At 42.6% G+C, this 16,257-nt stretch carries 23 protein-coding genes; 13 read left to right on the top strand and 10 right to left on the bottom strand.

Annotated elements, in window-relative coordinates:
* The first annotated feature begins 273 nt into the window (after positions 1 to 273).
* Entirely contained in the window at positions 274 to 1,065 is a 792-nt protein-coding gene (locus HT701_RS03910; protein WP_023933745.1) for a DUF2785 domain-containing protein, read from the top strand.
* A gap of 109 nt (positions 1,066 to 1,174) precedes the next feature.
* Positions 1,175 to 1,843 carry an aquaporin gene (locus HT701_RS03905; protein WP_138699614.1) on the top strand — a complete coding sequence of 223 codons (669 nt, stop codon included), beginning with the start codon at positions 1,175 to 1,177 and terminating at the stop codon, positions 1,841 to 1,843.
* A gap of 172 nt (positions 1,844 to 2,015) precedes the next feature.
* Here the strand turns inward: HT701_RS03905 and queF are convergent, their stop codons facing one another.
* The 9 genes from queF to sstT all read right to left on the bottom strand — a co-directional run bounded on the left by queF (position 2,016) and on the right by sstT (position 8,036).
* Positions 2,016 to 2,507: a preQ(1) synthase gene (queF, locus tag HT701_RS03900; protein ID WP_000082587.1), complete on the bottom strand. Its 492-nt coding sequence runs from the start codon at positions 2,505 to 2,507 to the stop codon at positions 2,016 to 2,018.
* A gap of 18 nt (positions 2,508 to 2,525) precedes the next feature.
* Positions 2,526 to 3,242, bottom strand: a complete 717-nt coding sequence (gene queE / locus HT701_RS03895; RefSeq protein ID WP_000196466.1) for a 7-carboxy-7-deazaguanine synthase QueE — start codon at positions 3,240 to 3,242, stop codon at positions 2,526 to 2,528.
* Positions 3,235 to 3,678 carry a 6-carboxytetrahydropterin synthase QueD gene (queD, locus tag HT701_RS03890; protein ID WP_000464585.1) on the bottom strand — a complete coding sequence of 148 codons (444 nt, stop codon included), beginning with the start codon at positions 3,676 to 3,678 and terminating at the stop codon, positions 3,235 to 3,237. The genes queE and queD overlap by 8 nt, the downstream gene beginning before the upstream one ends.
* The gene (queC, locus tag HT701_RS03885; protein ID WP_000828776.1) at positions 3,678 to 4,331 is read right to left on the bottom strand and encodes a 7-cyano-7-deazaguanine synthase QueC; all 654 of its coding nucleotides are present in this window, start codon (positions 4,329 to 4,331) and stop codon (positions 3,678 to 3,680) included. Before queC ends, queD begins: the two co-directional genes overlap by 1 nt.
* A 201-nt stretch (positions 4,332 to 4,532) precedes the next feature.
* The gene (trxA, locus tag HT701_RS03880; RefSeq protein WP_001029581.1) at positions 4,533 to 4,847 is read right to left on the bottom strand and encodes a thioredoxin; all 315 of its coding nucleotides are present in this window, start codon (positions 4,845 to 4,847) and stop codon (positions 4,533 to 4,535) included.
* A gap of 15 nt (positions 4,848 to 4,862) precedes the next feature.
* Complete coding sequence (locus HT701_RS03875) at positions 4,863 to 5,084, bottom strand: DUF4649 family protein (RefSeq protein WP_000570252.1); 222 nt, start codon at positions 5,082 to 5,084, stop codon at positions 4,863 to 4,865.
* A 97-nt stretch (positions 5,085 to 5,181) separates the two neighbouring features.
* Positions 5,182 to 5,562, bottom strand: a complete 381-nt coding sequence (locus tag HT701_RS03870) for a MarR family transcriptional regulator (protein WP_000221629.1) — start codon at positions 5,560 to 5,562, stop codon at positions 5,182 to 5,184.
* A gap of 126 nt (positions 5,563 to 5,688) precedes the next feature.
* Positions 5,689 to 6,657 (bottom strand): aromatic acid exporter family protein, encoded by a 969-nt coding sequence (locus HT701_RS03865; protein ID WP_000028167.1) that lies wholly within the window; start codon positions 6,655 to 6,657, stop codon positions 5,689 to 5,691.
* Positions 6,658 to 6,830: 173 nt separating this feature from the next.
* Positions 6,831 to 8,036 carry a serine/threonine transporter SstT gene (gene sstT, locus HT701_RS03860; RefSeq protein WP_172931239.1) on the bottom strand — a complete coding sequence of 402 codons (1,206 nt, stop codon included), beginning with the start codon at positions 8,034 to 8,036 and terminating at the stop codon, positions 6,831 to 6,833.
* 138 nt (positions 8,037 to 8,174) lie between these two features.
* Between sstT and HT701_RS03855 the strand changes: the two genes are divergently transcribed.
* The 11 genes from HT701_RS03855 to HT701_RS03805 all read left to right on the top strand — a co-directional run bounded on the left by HT701_RS03855 (position 8,175) and on the right by HT701_RS03805 (position 15,973).
* Positions 8,175 to 8,735, top strand: a complete 561-nt coding sequence (locus HT701_RS03855; protein ID WP_001168882.1) for a mechanosensitive ion channel domain-containing protein — start codon at positions 8,175 to 8,177, stop codon at positions 8,733 to 8,735.
* A gap of 56 nt (positions 8,736 to 8,791) precedes the next feature.
* On the top strand, positions 8,792 to 9,700 hold the full coding sequence (locus HT701_RS03850; protein ID WP_000242254.1) for a magnesium transporter CorA family protein: 909 nt from the start codon (positions 8,792 to 8,794) through the stop codon (positions 9,698 to 9,700).
* 14 nt (positions 9,701 to 9,714) lie between these two features.
* Positions 9,715 to 10,242, top strand: coding sequence for a YqeG family HAD IIIA-type phosphatase (locus tag HT701_RS03845; protein ID WP_000963750.1), 528 nt, complete (start codon positions 9,715 to 9,717; stop codon positions 10,240 to 10,242).
* Positions 10,243 to 10,244: 2 nt separating this feature from the next.
* Complete coding sequence (gene yqeH / locus HT701_RS03840) at positions 10,245 to 11,351, top strand: ribosome biogenesis GTPase YqeH (protein WP_000391191.1); 1,107 nt, start codon at positions 10,245 to 10,247, stop codon at positions 11,349 to 11,351.
* A 213-nt stretch (positions 11,352 to 11,564) separates the two neighbouring features.
* The gene (yhbY, locus tag HT701_RS03835) at positions 11,565 to 11,876 is read left to right on the top strand and encodes a ribosome assembly RNA-binding protein YhbY (RefSeq protein ID WP_000060163.1); all 312 of its coding nucleotides are present in this window, start codon (positions 11,565 to 11,567) and stop codon (positions 11,874 to 11,876) included.
* A gap of 51 nt (positions 11,877 to 11,927) precedes the next feature.
* Positions 11,928 to 12,557 carry a nicotinate-nucleotide adenylyltransferase gene (locus HT701_RS03830; protein WP_138705396.1) on the top strand — a complete coding sequence of 210 codons (630 nt, stop codon included), beginning with the start codon at positions 11,928 to 11,930 and terminating at the stop codon, positions 12,555 to 12,557.
* Positions 12,557 to 13,150: a bis(5'-nucleosyl)-tetraphosphatase (symmetrical) YqeK gene (yqeK, locus tag HT701_RS03825; protein ID WP_083979732.1), complete on the top strand. Its 594-nt coding sequence runs from the start codon at positions 12,557 to 12,559 to the stop codon at positions 13,148 to 13,150. Before HT701_RS03830 ends, yqeK begins: the two co-directional genes overlap by 1 nt.
* Positions 13,151 to 13,651, top strand: coding sequence for a cysteine hydrolase family protein (locus tag HT701_RS03820; protein ID WP_000844709.1), 501 nt, complete (start codon positions 13,151 to 13,153; stop codon positions 13,649 to 13,651).
* A gap of 12 nt (positions 13,652 to 13,663) precedes the next feature.
* On the top strand, positions 13,664 to 14,017 hold the full coding sequence (gene rsfS, locus HT701_RS03815) for a ribosome silencing factor (RefSeq protein ID WP_001002999.1): 354 nt from the start codon (positions 13,664 to 13,666) through the stop codon (positions 14,015 to 14,017).
* A gap of 108 nt (positions 14,018 to 14,125) precedes the next feature.
* On the top strand, positions 14,126 to 14,866 hold the full coding sequence (locus HT701_RS03810; RefSeq protein WP_279586344.1) for a class I SAM-dependent methyltransferase: 741 nt from the start codon (positions 14,126 to 14,128) through the stop codon (positions 14,864 to 14,866).
* A gap of 9 nt (positions 14,867 to 14,875) precedes the next feature.
* Positions 14,876 to 15,973, top strand: coding sequence for a nucleotidyltransferase (locus tag HT701_RS03805; protein WP_138705394.1), 1,098 nt, complete (start codon positions 14,876 to 14,878; stop codon positions 15,971 to 15,973).
* 69 nt (positions 15,974 to 16,042) lie between these two features.
* Here HT701_RS03805 and HT701_RS11420 read toward each other — a convergent pair.
* On the bottom strand, positions 16,043 to 16,257 hold a 215-nt coding region (locus HT701_RS11420; protein ID WP_345889975.1), incomplete at its 5' end, for a hypothetical protein.

The raw sequence follows: 16,257 nt of genomic DNA, 5'->3' as shown, positions 1-16,257 counted from the left end.
ATTTTTGAATGTTTGGAACGCTTTTTTAAAACTAAATGACTATATAACTAGTTTTTCGCAATTTTTGAGACAGAAATGTGATTTTTGTGATAAAGTTCTATCATTACAAGTTCATTTGTGGTAATATGGAATAAATCATTTATGTATCCTTTCAGAAATGTGCTGTTTCTCTGAATATAAATGTCTTTTTCTCTTTAACTTAATTTTACAAATTGCTAAAGTCATTTAAGGACAGCTTTTTGAACAGTTGCTAGAAATGTAGAGGTATTGACCATGTATCAAAAGTTACTTAGAAAAATAGCAGAAGAAAAACCAAGTTATAACCAGGAAGAAATCCAGTGGCTACTTGATCATTTGGGAGATCCTTCTCCAGAAATTCGTGATGACCTTGTTTTTACAAGCTTTGCTAGAGGGATTCAGGAAGAGCTATTTACACAGGAACAATTTCATTTCATTGCTGAAGGGATTTCATCTGATGGAGGGTTAGATAAAGATATTGATAAGGTAGGCCTGTCAACCCTTGAACGTTCTTTTAGGGCGCTTATTTATGCAAATCTCTTGTCTGCAGATGCCAACCAGCAATCGATTTTTTATCAGGAATTAAATGCAGGAATTCGTAATGTCCTTTTAAATCAAGGTTTGTATTATCTTTCAAAAGAAAAGGATACAACGGGTTTTTCAAGTCAGTATGGTTGGGTTCATACTTTTGCACATGGAGCCGATTTACTGACAGAGGTGGTTTGTCATCCCAACTTTCCTAAAAACAGAGTTCATGAAGTATTTGATATACTTGGCCAACTATTTAAAAGAGTTTCGATTCGCTTTACAGATGATGAGGATTGGCGTTTAGCAAGAGTGATCTATGAACCTATTTTACAAGGGAAGTTAGCGCAAGAGCAAGTAGCTTCTTGGATAAAAGCTGTTGACTTTCCGATAGAAGAAAGGGAAGATTTTTATAAATTTTCCAACTTCAGATCCTGTCTGTTGGAAGTCTATGTCCAACTTGACCAGAGAAATAGTTTACAAGATGACTTGAAAGAAGCTATTCAATCTTTTCAATATTAGGTATTGCTAGTAGTTCTATGATTTTCAAAAAATTTCCAATCAATTTTCTTGAAACCCTTTCCTACTTTTGATAGACTAGTATCTAGTTTTTGAAAAAAGGAGAAAGAAAATGAAAAAATTTGTTGCTGAGTTAATCGGTACGTTCATGCTTGTATTCGTCGGGACAGGAGCTGTTGTTTTTGGAAATGGTGTTGAAGGTCTTGGTCACCTAGGGATTGCCGTTGCCTTTGGTCTGGCAATCGTAGTTGCAGCCTACTCAATCGGAACTGTTTCAGGTGCTCACTTGAATCCAGCTGTTTCGATTGCTATGTTTGTTAACAAACGTTTGTCATCTTCAGAACTTGTAAACTACATACTTGGTCAGGTTGTTGGAGCTTTCATCGCTTCTGGCGCAGTCTTCTTCCTCTTGGCTAACTCGGGTATGTCAACTGCTAGCCTTGGTGAAAATGCCTTGGCAAACGGTGTCACTGTCTTTGGTGGTTTCTTGTTTGAAGTCATCGCAACTTTCTTGTTTGTCTTGGTTATCATGACTGTGACTTCAGCAAGCAAGGGAAATGGCGCGATTGCTGGTTTGGTAATCGGTTTGTCCTTGATGGCGATGATTCTTGTCGGATTGAACATTACTGGGCTTTCAGTAAATCCAGCTCGTAGCTTGGCACCAGCTGTTTTGGTAGGTGGCGCAGCCCTTCAACAAGTTTGGATTTTCATCCTTGCACCAATCGTTGGTGGGGTTCTTGCAGCCCTCGTTGCAAAAAACTTCCTTGGAACAGAAGAATAATTGAAAAACAAAAAGCCTTGCTCCTCATCTAGAGGAACAGGGCTTTTTCGTATGATACTCTTCGAAAATCTCTTCAAACCACGTCAGCTTCCATCTGCAACCTCAAAGCAGTGATTTGAGCAACTTGCGGCTAGCTTCCTAGTTTGATTTTTGATTTTCATTGAGTATGAGTTTAACGATTGTCAATTTTCTCTGGATAAAGGTCGTGTTGGAAGAGGCGTTGTTCTGCCAAGCCTTCATACTTAGTTCCAGGCTTACCGTAGTTGTAGTAGGGGTCGATTGAAATGCCACCGCGCGGAGTGAATTTTCCCCAGACTTCTAAATAGCGAGGGTCTAGCAAGTTGACCAAGTCTTTCCCGATGGTGTTGATACAGTTTTCGTGAAAATCTCCGTGATTTCGGTAGCTAAAGAGGTAGAGTTTGAGGGATTTTGACTCAACACAGAGCTTGTCAGGGATGTAGGAAATATAAATGGTCGCAAAGTCTGGTTGAGCAGTGATCGGGCAAAGTGAGGTAAATTCAGGACAGTTAAATTTGATAAAATAGTCATTTTCCACATGACGATTGTCAAAGGATTCGAGGACTTCTGGTTGATATTCGAAAATGTAGTTGGTTTCTTTGTTGCCTAGTAGGCTTAGGTTTTTCATTTCTTCTTGTTGTGACATGATTTTTTCTTTCTAATCTTAAACACCACGTTGATTATCGTAGAGGAGGGTATGCAGTTGAGGGAGGACGCGGACATTGCCCCAGCTGTCGTCAGCAGCGACACGTTCCCAGAGTTCTTTGAGGCGGTCCAGTTGGTCTTGGACAATATTACCCGTAGCCTTGGGCTCAGGATTTCCTGCTGATAAGAAGAGAACATCTGGTTGGTAGCGTTCTTGAATCCCTTTGGCAAAGGCCAAATCGGCATCATCAAAGACAGGGATTTTAAAGGTGACCCTGTCTGGATCAAGTTGGGAAACGATAAAGTCCAAGGTCTCAAAGTTGACTTCCATCTTGGATGAAGGAGGTTTGGGACTGAGAGTAACCTGGTCGATGTCTTTTAACCAATTTTGCCAGCGAGAGCCTTGAGTTTCAACAGCCAGAGTAACACCACGTTCCTTGAGTTTGGTGACCAATTCGGCCATGTTGGCTGCTAGGATAGCAGGATTTCCCCCAGATAGGGTTACATAGTCGTAGCTCCCCAATTTATCCAAGGCAGCAATGACCTCGTCAGCTGTCATACGAGTTGGCTTTTCAGAGCCATCCCAAGTAAAGGCAGAATCGCACCAGTCGCAGTGGTAGTCGCAACCAGCAGTGCGGACAAACATGGTTTTCTGCCCGATTGCACGGCCTTCGCCTTGAAAGGTTGGGCCAAAAATTTCTAGAACTGGTAGTTTGAGGACACGTTCCCTAGTCATCTAACCACTCCCGTCTAAACTCTGCAAAGGCAGTCGGAGTCTCATAGAGACGAACGTATTCCAAACGGAGACCGCGCTCGTTTGGCAACTCTTGATTCATGGTTTGGAAAATCCAGTAAACCATATTTTCAGCAGTCGTGTTCATATAGGGAAGAGTTTCATTGAGATAGCGATGATCCAAGTGGGGCTCTAAGTAGTTCTTGTAGGTCGCTTTGATGTCTCCGAAATCGTAGGTCATACCACGTTCATCTAAAAATCCACTGACAGCAATCTGCAGATGATAGGTGTGGCCGTGCAGGGATTTGCATTTTCCCTCATAGTGAAAGAGGTGGTGAGCAGCATCAAAGGTAAATTCTTTGGAGACTAGAGTCCGATAAGGATTGTAGACAAGAGACTCCCCAGTTTCCTGTTTGATTTCTTTGGGTGCAAAAAACATTAGGCTTCTCCTTTCTGTGAGAGATAAACATCTAACCCATGTTGACGTAGGTGGCAGGCGGGGCAATCTTCACAGCCGCTCCCGATAATTCCGTTGTAGCAGGTTAAGGTCTTTTCACGAACATAGTCAAAGGCACCGAGTTGGTCGGCTAGCTCCCAAGTTTCAGCCTTGTCTAGCCACATAAGAGGTGTTTGGATAACGAAGTCGTAATCCATGGCAAGGTTGAGGGTAACATTAAGGGATTTGACAAAGACATCTCGACAATCGGGGTAGCCTGAGAAGTCTGTCTCGCAGACACCTGTCACGATATCTTTAATGCCTCGTTGCTTGGCAAGGACTGCCGCAAAGGATAGAAAGAGGTGGTTTCGACCGTCAACGAAGGTATTGGGAACTTCTCCCTCTTTTTGCTCAATCTCCATATCAGAGGTCAGCGCATTTTCAGTGATTTGCCCCAGCAGAGACATATCTAGGATGTGATGACGAATGCCCTGTTCCGTAGCGATTTCTCTGGCAACTTGAATTTCGAGATGGTGGCGTTGGCCATAGGCAAAGGTAACGGCTTCGACCGTTTCATAGTGTTCTTTAGCCCAGAAAAGGCAGGTTGTGGAATCTTGACCGCCACTAAAGACGACCAAGGCTGATTGACGTTTCATAGTACTCCTTCCAAAATGGGAAATGTTCAGAGCACGCAAAAAGCTCCCTTGAGGGAGCTAAAAAATACCAAGTCAAGGTTTTTTTTAGCGATGGCATGTCCCAAACATCGTAATATTCTACTTACAGTCTAGCATATTTTTTGAAAAATGGCAAAGGGCAAGAAAAAAGAGACCAAAGAAAGTACTTGGTCTCTCGTTTGATTAGCTCAATTCAGCAACGATGGCCTTGATTTGTTCTGCTGTGTGAACACCAGCAACTTGTTTGACAACTTGGCCGTCTTTTTTGAAGAGAAGAGTTGGAATAGACATGATTCCAAAAGCACGAGCTGTGTTTGGATTTTCATCAACGTCCATTTTAACGATTTTCAAGACATCTTCTGAAAGTTCTTCAGACAATTTGTCCAAGATTGGACCTTGCATACGACATGGACCACACCAAGTTGCCCAGAAGTCTACTAAGACCAAACCGTCTTTTGTTTCTTGTTCGAATGTTGCATCTGTAATTGCTTTTGCCATTGTATTTCTCCTTTTTTAGTTATATTGGCTTAAATCTTGTTTCTTGAGATAGAAGAAGATATCTCCATAAGTCCCATGGTAGTCCAAATCATGATCCTTATAAGTCAATTTTTGGACAGGGTAGTAGTCTGCGACGCCGATAATGCAAGCTTGTTGCGAACGATCAAAATCTTCATAGGATTCGAAAGTCACAGTTCTTTCGTTCTTACTGGCGTCTAGATAAGTAATTTCAATCATATAAAACTCCTTTGTTTAATCTTGACTTTATTTTACTCCTTGTAAAAGAGAATGTCAATAAAAATGATTGCGCACGCAACTTTTTTCTAAAATCATCTTAAATCAAGAAATCCAAACCTGCTTCCAAGCTTTCTTCGACAGCCTTTTGTAGCGAGGCCAGTGTCTTTTGCCCATCATTTGTCAGGCAGATAAAACTAGAGCGTCTATCTTGATGGCAGCACATGCGACTGAGTAGACCGCAATTTTTAGCTTCCAAGCGAGCCACCATCCTAGAAACTGCGCTCGGGCTCAGATGAAGCTTATCTGGCAGGTCAATCTGGCGTAGAGATTTTTCTTGGGCCAAGTCCAGATAGTAGAGCAGGTAGAACTCTTTCAAGGTCAGACTTTGCTCGCTCTGTTGGGCAATGGTCTCTTCCAGGAGACTTTCAATTTCTTTCTGACGCCGATTGAAGTCAAACCATTTTTCCAAATAGGTCATAGTGTCTCCTTTCTTTTTAGAGTCATAAATAGAAGAAAGTCCATTAACGGGCAGTCTCTGCGTCACAAGATGATTGCGCATGCAATAATTATACTACTTTTCAAGAATGCTGGCAAGTTCTGTTTTTTAGTGGTTTTCTTTTTTACTGTCCATATTTTTGTAAAAATCAACTTTTACTTGGATGAAGGTTTTGGCTTCACGTAGGAGTTGAAGAAGGGTAGCGCGGGTTTCAAATTCTTCTCTTGTCTTGGGCAGACTGCGGTTTCGGAAGACTTCCAGATAGCGTTCGATTTCATCTAGCAAATCAGAAGCAGGATTGGTCTGGCTCAGTTGACCTGCAATTTTTGAAAAGAGTTGAGCCAAAATCAGGCTCTCACTGGCAGCTAGGTGACAGGTATTGATTTGCTGGGCCATATTTCGCAGGATACGACTTTGTAGCTGTCTCATCTCAAAGTAGTGAATATGGTAATCAGTCTGGTGAAAGAGGTGGTCTGAGTGATCCAAATAGACCAGTCTGAGGGCTTCTTCCAAAAGGGTGTCCAATTCTTCCACCAGCTGTGCTCGGTTGCGTCCATCCCCTCTGGATAAATAATATTTGAAGCGCAGGAGGATGTCTTTTAACTTTTCTTCTACCAATGTGTGGTAGTGATGAATTTCCTCTTCTCGTGAAGGCATGTAGAGATTGACCAGTAAAGCAAATCCTGTACCGATAGCAAAGAGAAAGAATTCATTGACTAGAAGGTCTGGAGAGGTTGACTCTTGTACCAAGAGATGGCTAACCAAAACAGTGCTTGGTGTGATGCCAATTTCCCAGCCCATCTTGTAAGCTAGAGGCACATAGAAGGCAAGATAGAGACCAAGGCTCCAGATATGAAATCCGCTCAAGTGAAAAGCTAGAACACCGATAGCCAGAGCTAGGAGCATGGAAAAGAGGCGATTGCGAGCCAGTTTTAAAGTACTTCTACGCGTATCAGATAGGCTCAAGAGAGCGATAATTCCAGCCGAAATTGCTGAGGAAAGATTGAGAAAATAAGCAAGCAGGCAGGCAAGACAGGTAGCTAAGATGAGCTTGGTCGTACGTTGGCTAATAGACATAAGAATTTCCTGATAATACTCAATGAAAATCAAAGAGCAAACTAGGAAGCTAGCCGTAGGCAGTACTTGAGTACGGCAAGGCGAAGCTGACGTAGTTTGAATTTGATTTTCGAAGAGTATAAGTTAGAATAAAAGAGCAAAAGACAAAACCTGAGCAGGCTTGCCTTTATGAGTTATTTTTTACGGGCTGCTGCGTATTCGGCAACGGCAGTAAAGAGGACGTCTGTAGAAGAGTTAAGGGCTGTTTCACATGAGTCTTGGATGACCCCAATCACAAATCCAACCCCAACAACTTGCATGGCAATATCGTTAGAAATACCGAAAAGGCTACAAGCAACTGGGATAAGAAGGAGGGAACCTCCCGCAATACCAGAAGCACCGCAGGCTGAGATAGCTGCTACCACACTGAGGACAAAGGCTGTGGCAAAGTCAACAGGGATTCCAAGAGTGTTTACCGCAGCAAGGGTCAAAACGTTAATGGTAATCGCTGCTCCAGCCATGTTGATAGTAGAGCCAAGTGGGATAGAAACAGAATAGGTATCTGGGTTGAGTCCAAGGTCATGGCAGAGTTTCATGTTGACAGGAATGTTAGCCGCAGAACTACGAGTGAAGAAGGCTGTCACACCGCTGACACGGAGGCAGTTCCAAACTAGAGGGTAAGGGTTGCGTCTCATAAAGAAGAAGGCAATCAAAGGGTTGACCACAAGGGCAACAAAAAGCATAGTCGTTACTAATAGAAGCAATAAAATACCGTAGTTGGCAAGGCTTCCGATTCCCTTGTCAGAAATGGTTTTAAAAACAAGACCAAGGATTCCAAATGGAGCCAGATTGATGATCCATTCGACAATTTTAGAAGTCACGTCAGCGATAGTTTTTAGTAATTCTTTACTATTTTTGCTGGCCTCTCTCATAGCAATTCCAAAAATGACTGCCCAAGATAAGATTCCAATATAGTTAGCAGTAAGCAGGGCGTTGACTGGATTGTCAACCAGTTTGAGCAAGAGGTTGCTGAGGACCTGTCCAATCCCATCTGGTGGAGCAATATCGGTATTAGCACTATTTAGGGTGATTTCAATAGGGACGATGAAACTTGCTAGTACAGCTACAAGAGCAGCGGCAAAAGTTCCTAGGATATACAAGAAAACAACAGTTTTCATATTGCTATCTTGTCCCTTTTGATGTTGGGAAAGGGCATTAGCAACGAGAGCAAAGACTAGGATAGGAGCAACAGCTTTTAGACCTCCAACGAATAAATCCCCGAGTAGCCCAATTCCTGAGAGATTAGGAAGGGTCAGTCCTAGAATTCCCCCACAAAGCATACCAATCAAGATACGCTTGACAAGGCTTGCCTTGTTCCAAGCATGAATGATTCTTTTCATAATAATCTCCTTTCTGTGTAGTGATTATGATTATAGTATAAACGATAGACAAAATCAAGAATTTTCTGTCTATTTTTTGAATATTTATGGATAATGAGACTGATGAAAATATGGTATAATGAAATAAAGGAGTTTTATATGCAAAAATTTATTCAAGCTTATATTGAAAAGCTAGATGTGACAACCATTATCGAAAATATTCTAACCAAGGTCATTTCTCTTTTACTGCTTTTGATTGTATTTTATATTGCTAAAAAAATGCTTCATACCATGGTGCAGAGAATTGCCAAACCTTCTCTAAAAATGTCTCATCATGATGTCGGGCGCCAGAAAACCATCTCACGTTTGTTAGAAAATGTGTTTAATTATACGTCATATTTCTTTTTACTCTACTGTATTTTATCGATTTTAGGCTTACCTGTATCTAGCTTGCTGGCTGGGGCTGGAATCGCTGGGGTGGCGATTGGGATGGGAGCCCAAGGTTTTCTGTCTGATGTCATCAATGGCTTTTTCATCCTTTTTGAACGTCAACTGGATGTGGGAGATGAGGTTGTTCTGACCAATGGCCCCATTACTGTATCGGGCAAGGTCGTCAGCGTGGGAATTCGTACGACCCAGCTTCGTAGCGAGGAGCAAGCCCTTCACTTTGTCCCTAACCGAAATATCACAGTTGTTAGCAATTTCTCACGCACAGACTAGACCTGTTATTTTAAGTAATTTGTGGTACAATAGAGGGAGTTTAATAAGGAGAAAAGATGGTTTTAGAAAAGCAGTTGGGCAATGGTTGTACCTGGATAGACCTAGATCTAGGAAAGTTGAATAAACTAGAAGACCTTTCTGAAATTTACGGTTTGGACAAGGAAACCATTGAATACGCACTGGATAGAAACGAGCGCGCCCACATGGACTACCACCGTGAAAGTGGGACGGTTACCTTTATCTATAATGTCCTAGACGTAAAAAAGGACAAGGCCTACTATGAGACTTTTCCCATGACCTTTATCGTGGAGCATCGTCGCCTGATTACCATTAGTAATACCAAGAACGCCTATGTCATTGAACAGATGACTCGTTATCTGGAGAGCCATGACACGCTTTCGATTTATAAGTTTCTCTTTGCCAGTCTGGAAATCATCAGCAATGCCTACTATCCTGTCATTGAGCAGATGGACAAGAGTAGGGATGAGGTCAATGACCTCTTGCGCCAGCGAACTACCAAGAAAAACCTCTTTGCCCTGTCTGATTTGGAGACTGGTATGGTTTATCTGACGGCAGCTGCCAAACAAAATCGGATTTTGTTAGAGCATATTCAAGGTCATGCCTTGTATCGTAGTTTTGATGAGATTGAGAGAGAACAGTTTGATGATGCCATGATTGAGGCTCATCAGCTGGTATCCATGACAGACCTAATCTCTCAGATTTTACAGCAACTTTCAGCCTCTTACAACAATATTCTAAACAATAATCTGAATGATAATTTGACAACCTTGACTATCATTTCAGTCTTGCTAGCGGTTTTGGTAGTCGTGACAGGCTTTTTCGGAATGAATGTTCCACTACCTTTAACAGATGAGCCCCATGCTTGGCTCTACATCAGTTTGGCTAGTATAGGTTTGTGGATTGTTTTATCCTTGTTACTAAGGAAAATTGCGAAAAAAAGTTAAGAAAAGGAGCCAAAATGGCGATTGAAAATTATATGCCAGATTTTGCTGTGGAAGCAGTTTATGATCTGACAGTCCCAAGCCTGCAGGAGCAGGGAATCAAGGCTGTTTTGGTCGATTTGGACAATACCCTCATTGCTTGGAATAATCCTGACGGAACACCAGAGATGAAGCAATGGCTACATGACCTTCGGGACGCGGGCATTCGCATTATCGTGGTCTCAAATAACACCAAAAAACGAGTTCAACGCGCAGTTGAGAAATTTGGGATTGACTACGTTTATTGGGCTCTGAAGCCCTTCACATTTGGAATTGACCGTGCCATGAAGGAATTTCACTATGAGAAAAGTGAAGTGGTCATGGTTGGCGACCAGCTCATGACAGATATTCGAGCAGCCCACCGTGCTGGCATTCGCTCGATTTTAGTCAAACCCTTGGTCCAACATGACTCGATCAAAACGCAGATTAACCGAGCTCGTGAGCGCCGTGTCATGCGAAAAATCACTGAAAAGTACGGACCGATTACATATAAAAAAGGAATTTAACTATGGAAGAAATTCTCTGTATTGGTTGTGGAGCAACCATTCAGACGACAGATAAGGCTGGTCTTGGTTTTACCCCCCAGTCGGCACTTGAAAAAGGTTTGGAGACTGGTGAAGTCTATTGCCAACGCTGTTTCCGTCTCCGTCATTACAATGAAATCACGGATGTCCAGTTGACAGACGATGATTTCCTCAAGCTCTTGCACGAGGTGGGAGACAGCGATGCCTTAGTGGTCAATGTCATTGATATCTTTGATTTTAATGGCTCTGTCATCCCAGGCTTGCCACGCTTTGTATCGGGCAATGATGTCCTCTTGGTTGGAAATAAAAAAGATATCCTACCTAAGTCAGTTAAACCGGGCAAGATTAGCCAGTGGCTCATGGAACGTGCCCATGAAGAAGGGCTTCGTCCTGTTGATGTCGTCCTAACTTCAGCTCAAAACAAACATGCCATTAAGGAAGTCATTGACAAGATTGAACATTACCGTAAAGGCCGCGATGTCTATGTTGTCGGTGTAACTAACGTTGGAAAATCAACTCTAATCAATGCCATTATCCAAGAAATCACGGGTGATCAGAATGTCATTACGACTTCGCGCTTCCCAGGGACAACCTTGGACAAGATCGAGATTCCGCTTGATGATGGTTCTTATATCTACGATACGCCGGGAATCATCCACCGTCACCAAATGGCCCATTACTTGACGGCCAAAAACCTCAAGTATGTCAGCCCTAAAAAGGAGATCAAGCCTAAAACATATCAGCTTAATCCTGAACAAACCCTATTTTTAGGTGGTCTCGGACGTTTTGACTTTATATCAGGAGAAAAACAAGGTTTCACTGCCTTTTTTGACAACGAATTGAAACTCCATCGTACTAAGCTTGAAGGCGCTAGTGCATTTTACGACAAGCACGTCGGAACCCTTCTCACGCCTCCAAACAGTAAGGAAAAAGAAGATTTTCCAAAACTGATTGAGCATGTATTTACAATCAAGGATAAGACAGACCTAGTCATCTCAGGCCTAGGTTGGATTCGTGTAACAGGCACTGCCAAAGTCGCCGTCTGGGCACCAGAAGGCGTCGCCGTCGTCATACGAAAAGCAATTATTTAAAACAAAATCGCTGAGCGAACAAAGTGAGCTCATATAGCGATAGTTATTGCCGTGGTGTGATTGCCAATCTGTAGATTGGCAAGGGGCACAATTGAGACCAAGGCTCAATTGTGAGGTCAGGAAATCCATTTTTCAAAGATGAAATCTTTGGAAAATTAGTTCCGACCGTCCCTCACCACCTAAAATAACTATCAAAAAACAAGGAAGAAAATTATGTCATTAACATCAAAACAACGTGCCTTCCTCAACAGCCAGGCACACATCCTCAAACCTATCATCCAAATCGGGAAAAATGGACTGAACGACCAAATCAAAACCAGTGTCCGTCAAGCTCTTGATGCGCGTGAATTAATCAAGGTTACTCTCTTACAAAACACAGATGAAAACATCCACGAAGTAGCTGAAATTTTGGAAGAAGAAATCGGTGTGGATACAGTCCAAAAAATAGGACGCATCTTGATTTTGTTTAAACAATCCAGCAAGAAAGAAAATCGCAAGATTTCTAAGAAAGTCAAAGAAATCTAAGACCGAAACTCCAAATAACTGTTTTTATAGAGAAATAAAGGGGACTAGCCTATGACAATCGAACTATTGACTCCCTTTACCAAGGTAGAGTTGGAGCCAGAAATCAAGGAGAAAAAACGCAAACAAGTTGGGATTTTAGGGGGGAATTTTAACCCTGTTCACAATGCCCATCTTATTGTTGCGGATCAAGTACGGCAACAGTTGGGACTGGATCAAGTTCTGCTCATGCCTGAATACCAACCTCCTCACGTTGATAAAAAGGAAACCATCCCTGAACACCATCGTCTCAAGATGCTTAAGTTGGCAATTGAGGGGATTGACGGCCTAGTCATTGAAACTATTGAGTTGGAGCGCAAGGGTATTTCCTACACTTACGACACCATGAAGATTTTGACAGAGAAGAATCCAGATACGGATTATTACTTTATCATCGGTGCCGACATGGTTGACTATCTGCCTAAGTGGTACCGAATTGATGAACTGGTTGACATGGTTCAGTTTGTGGGGGTTCAGCGTCCACGCTACAAGGCAGGGACTTCCTATCCAGTTATCTGGGTGGACGTACCGCTCATGGATATCTCGTCCAGCATGGTGCGGGACTTCATTGCCCAAGGTCGGAAACCCAACTTTCTCCTACCTCAGCCAGTGCTAGACTACATCGAGAAGGAGGGGCTCTACTGATGTCCTATCAAGACTATATCAACTGCTCCCGTGAGGCCTTGTTGGAAAAAATGGCAGAGCTTCTACCTGAGAAACGTCTAACCCATTGTCTAGGTGTGGAGCGTGCCGCTATGGAGTTAGCTCAGCGCTTTGGTGTAGATGTTGAGAAAGCAAGTCTAGCAGGTCTTCTTCATGACTATGCTAAAAAGTTGTCAGATCAGGAATTTCTAGACTTGATTGACCGTTACCAGCTAGACCCTGACCTCAAAAACTGGGGCAATAATGTCTGGCATGGTATGGTCGGAATTTACAAAATTCAGGAAGATTTGGATTTGCATGATTCTGAAATTCTGCGAGCCATTGAAATTCATACAGTCGGAGCTGGTCAAATGACAGACCTAGATAAGGTCATCTACGTCGCAGACTATATCGAGCACAATCGAGCCTTTCCTGGAGTAGATGTGGCGCGTGAGATTGCAAGTCTATCGCTCAATAAGGCGGTGGCCTACGAAACAGCTCGTACCGTGGAGTATCTAGCTCATCAGGGATTCCCCATCTATCCCCAAACCCTTGAAACCTATAACGCCTTTGTGCACTATTTGAAAGAGGACTAAATGAAGACGGCTTTTATAATCATTGATGTTCAGAATGTTTTAGTAGAAACTGGGTTCCAGACAAAAAGTCTATTGGAAAAAATTTCTTATTTACAAAACCAGGCTAGAAGCAAGAATATTGAAATTATCTATGTTCAACATATTGAGAACTCTGAAGCTCAAACATCAGAAGATTGGCAGTTATCTGCGCTTTTAAATCGAAAACCTGCTGAAAAGGTCTTTCAGAAGAAATATAACAGTATTTTCAAAGAAACTGGCTTAAAAAAATACTTGGATAAGCAGGGGATTGAAAAATTAGTTTTATGTGGTATGCAGACAGAATATTGTGTGGATACCTCTGTCAAGGTTGCCTTTGAATATGGCTATCAGCTTATTGTTCCAGAAGGTGCTGTCACAACCTTTGATGGGGATGACATTCCAGCAGAAACGATTAATGAATTTTATGAGGACATTTGGGAGGAGCGCTTTGCAGATGTTCTAGATTACAAACATATTTTCTAAAAAGAGGATTAAATGAACGAAAAAGAATTACTAGAACTAGTCGTGAAAGCGGCTGATGAGAAACGTGCGGAGGATATCCTCGCACTTGATGTACAAGATTTGACTAGTGTGACGGACTACTTTGTCATCACTAGCTCAATGAATAGCCGTCAGTTGGACGCTATCGCAGCTAATATCCGTGAAAAAGTAGCTCAAGCAGGCTTTAAAGGTAGCCATGTCGAAGGCGATGCAGCTGGAGGCTGGGTCTTACTGGACATCGGTGCTGTTGTCGTGCATATCTTTTCAGAAGAAATGCGTGCCCATTATAATCTAGAGAAGCTATGGCATGAGGCGAATTCAGTAGATATTTCAGAAGCTCTTGCTTAGAAGATGAACTCAGTTGTAGTCAACTGGGTTTCTTTGCTTATTTTAGAAAAATTGATAGAAAGGTAAAGGGCTAGTGGTGTTTACCATGGAGCTCTTAGTATCATGATTATGGCGACTTATGAAACCTTTGCGGCGGTCTATGATGCGGTCATGGACGATAGTTTATACGACAAATGGACGAATTTTTCTCTGCGTCATTTGCCTAAGACCAAGGAGAGAAAGAAACTCTTGGAATTGGCTTGTGGGACAGGAATTCAATCAGTGCGCTTCTCTCAGGCTGGTTTTGATGTGACTGGATTTGACTTGAGTGCGGATATGTTGAAGATTGCGGAGAAGAGAGCAACTTCAGCCAAGCAAAAGATTGCTTTTATAGAAGGTAATATGCTGAATTTGTCCAAGGCAGGGAAATACGATTTTGTCACGTGTTATTCGGACTCTATCTGCTATATGCAGGATGAGGTGGAAGTAGGGGACGTCTTTAAGGACGTGTACAATGCGCTGAATGAAGAGGGAGTTTTCATCTTTGACGTGCACTCGACCTACCAGACAGATGAAGTATTCCCTGGCTATTCCTACCATGAAAATGCGGAAGATTTTGCCATGCTTTGGGATACATATGAGGACGAAGCTCCTCACTCCATCGTGCATGAGCTGACTTTCTTTATCAAGGAGGCTGACGGTTCCTTTAGTCGCTACGATGAAGTACATGAGGAGAGGACTTATGAGATCTTGACCTATGATATCTTGCTGGAACAGGCTGGATTCAAGTCCTTCAAACTCTATGCAGACTTTGAGGATAAGGAACCAACAGAAACTAGCACCCGTTGGTTTTTTGTGGCGCAGAAGTAGGAGAACATCATGACCATCACAGGTATTATCGCAGAGTTCAATCCTTTTCATAATGGCCATAAATACCTGCTGGATCAGGCAGAGGGACTGAAAATTGTTGCCATGTCAGGGAATTTCATGCAGCGTGGAGAGCCTGCTATTGTGGATAAGTGGACAAGGGCCCAGATGGCGCTGGAAAATGGCGCAGACTTGGTAGTGGAATTGCCCTTTTTAGTCAGTGTTCAGGCAGCTGATTTCTTTGGTCAAGGAGCTGTGGATATCTTGGATCGCTTGGGCATTGATAGTCTAGTTTTTGGGACAGAGGAAGTTCGAGATTATCAGAAAATCGCTGACTTATACACAGAGAAAGGTGCTGAGATGGAGAAATTTGTGGAAAATCTGCCTGATTCCCTTTCCTATCCCCAGAAAACCCAATCTATGTGGAAGGAATTTGCTGGTCTTGATTTTTCAGGTAATACCCCCAATCATGTTCTTGCTCTGGCCTATGCCAAGGCGGTTGCGGGGCGAAATATTAAACTTCATCCGATTCAGCGTCAGGGGGCTGGCTATCATTCTGTGGATAAGGATGTAGACTACGCCTCGGCGACAGCTCTCCGTCAGCATCAGTCAGACCAAGATTTCTTAGAACGCTTTATGCCTTCTGTTGGCCTCTTTGAGCAGGCCAGTAAGGTGATCTGGGAAGACTATTTTCCCTTGCTCCGCTATCAAATCTTGTCAAATCCCGACCTAACCACCATCTATCAGGTCAATCAAGAAATGGCTGTGCGCATTAAAGAAGCTATTAAAACAGCCCAGTCTGTGGAAGAATTGGTCGAGTTAGTGACTACCAAACGCTACACCAAGGCGCGTGTCAGACGCCTCTTGACCTATATCTTGGTGCAGGCTAGAGAAAGTGACTTGCCAGAAGCCATTCATGTTCTTGGGTTTACTGAAAAAGGCAGACAACACCTTAAGTCTTTGAAAGGGCAGGTCAATCTAGTCAGTCGAATTGGTAAAGAACCTTGGGATGCCATGACCCAAAAGGCAGACCAGATTTATCAACTAGGACATCCAAGTATAGCAGAGCAGAATTTTGGAAGAGTACCGATTAGAATAGAAACAAACTAAGTCTACCGAAAGGTAGGCTTTTTGAGATTTTTTACGAATAATACTCTTCGAAAATCTCTTCAAACCGCGTCAACGTCGCCTTGCCGTATATATGTTACTGACTTCGTCAGTTCTATCTGCAACCTCAAAACAGTGTTTTGAGCTGACTTCGTCAGTTCTATCTGCAACCTCAAAACAGTGTTTTGAGCTGACTTCGTCAGTCTTATCTACAACCTCAAAACAGTGTTTTGAGCAACCTGCGGCTAGTTTCCTAGTTTGCTCTTTGATTTTCATTGAGTATAATT

It is taken from the genome of Streptococcus sp. 10824 (assembly GCF_013276595.1).
Classification (GTDB): domain Bacteria; phylum Bacillota; class Bacilli; order Lactobacillales; family Streptococcaceae; genus Streptococcus; species Streptococcus pseudopneumoniae.
Note: the sequence above shows the minus strand (reverse complement) of the source record. Positions and strands in the feature narration are given on the sequence as shown.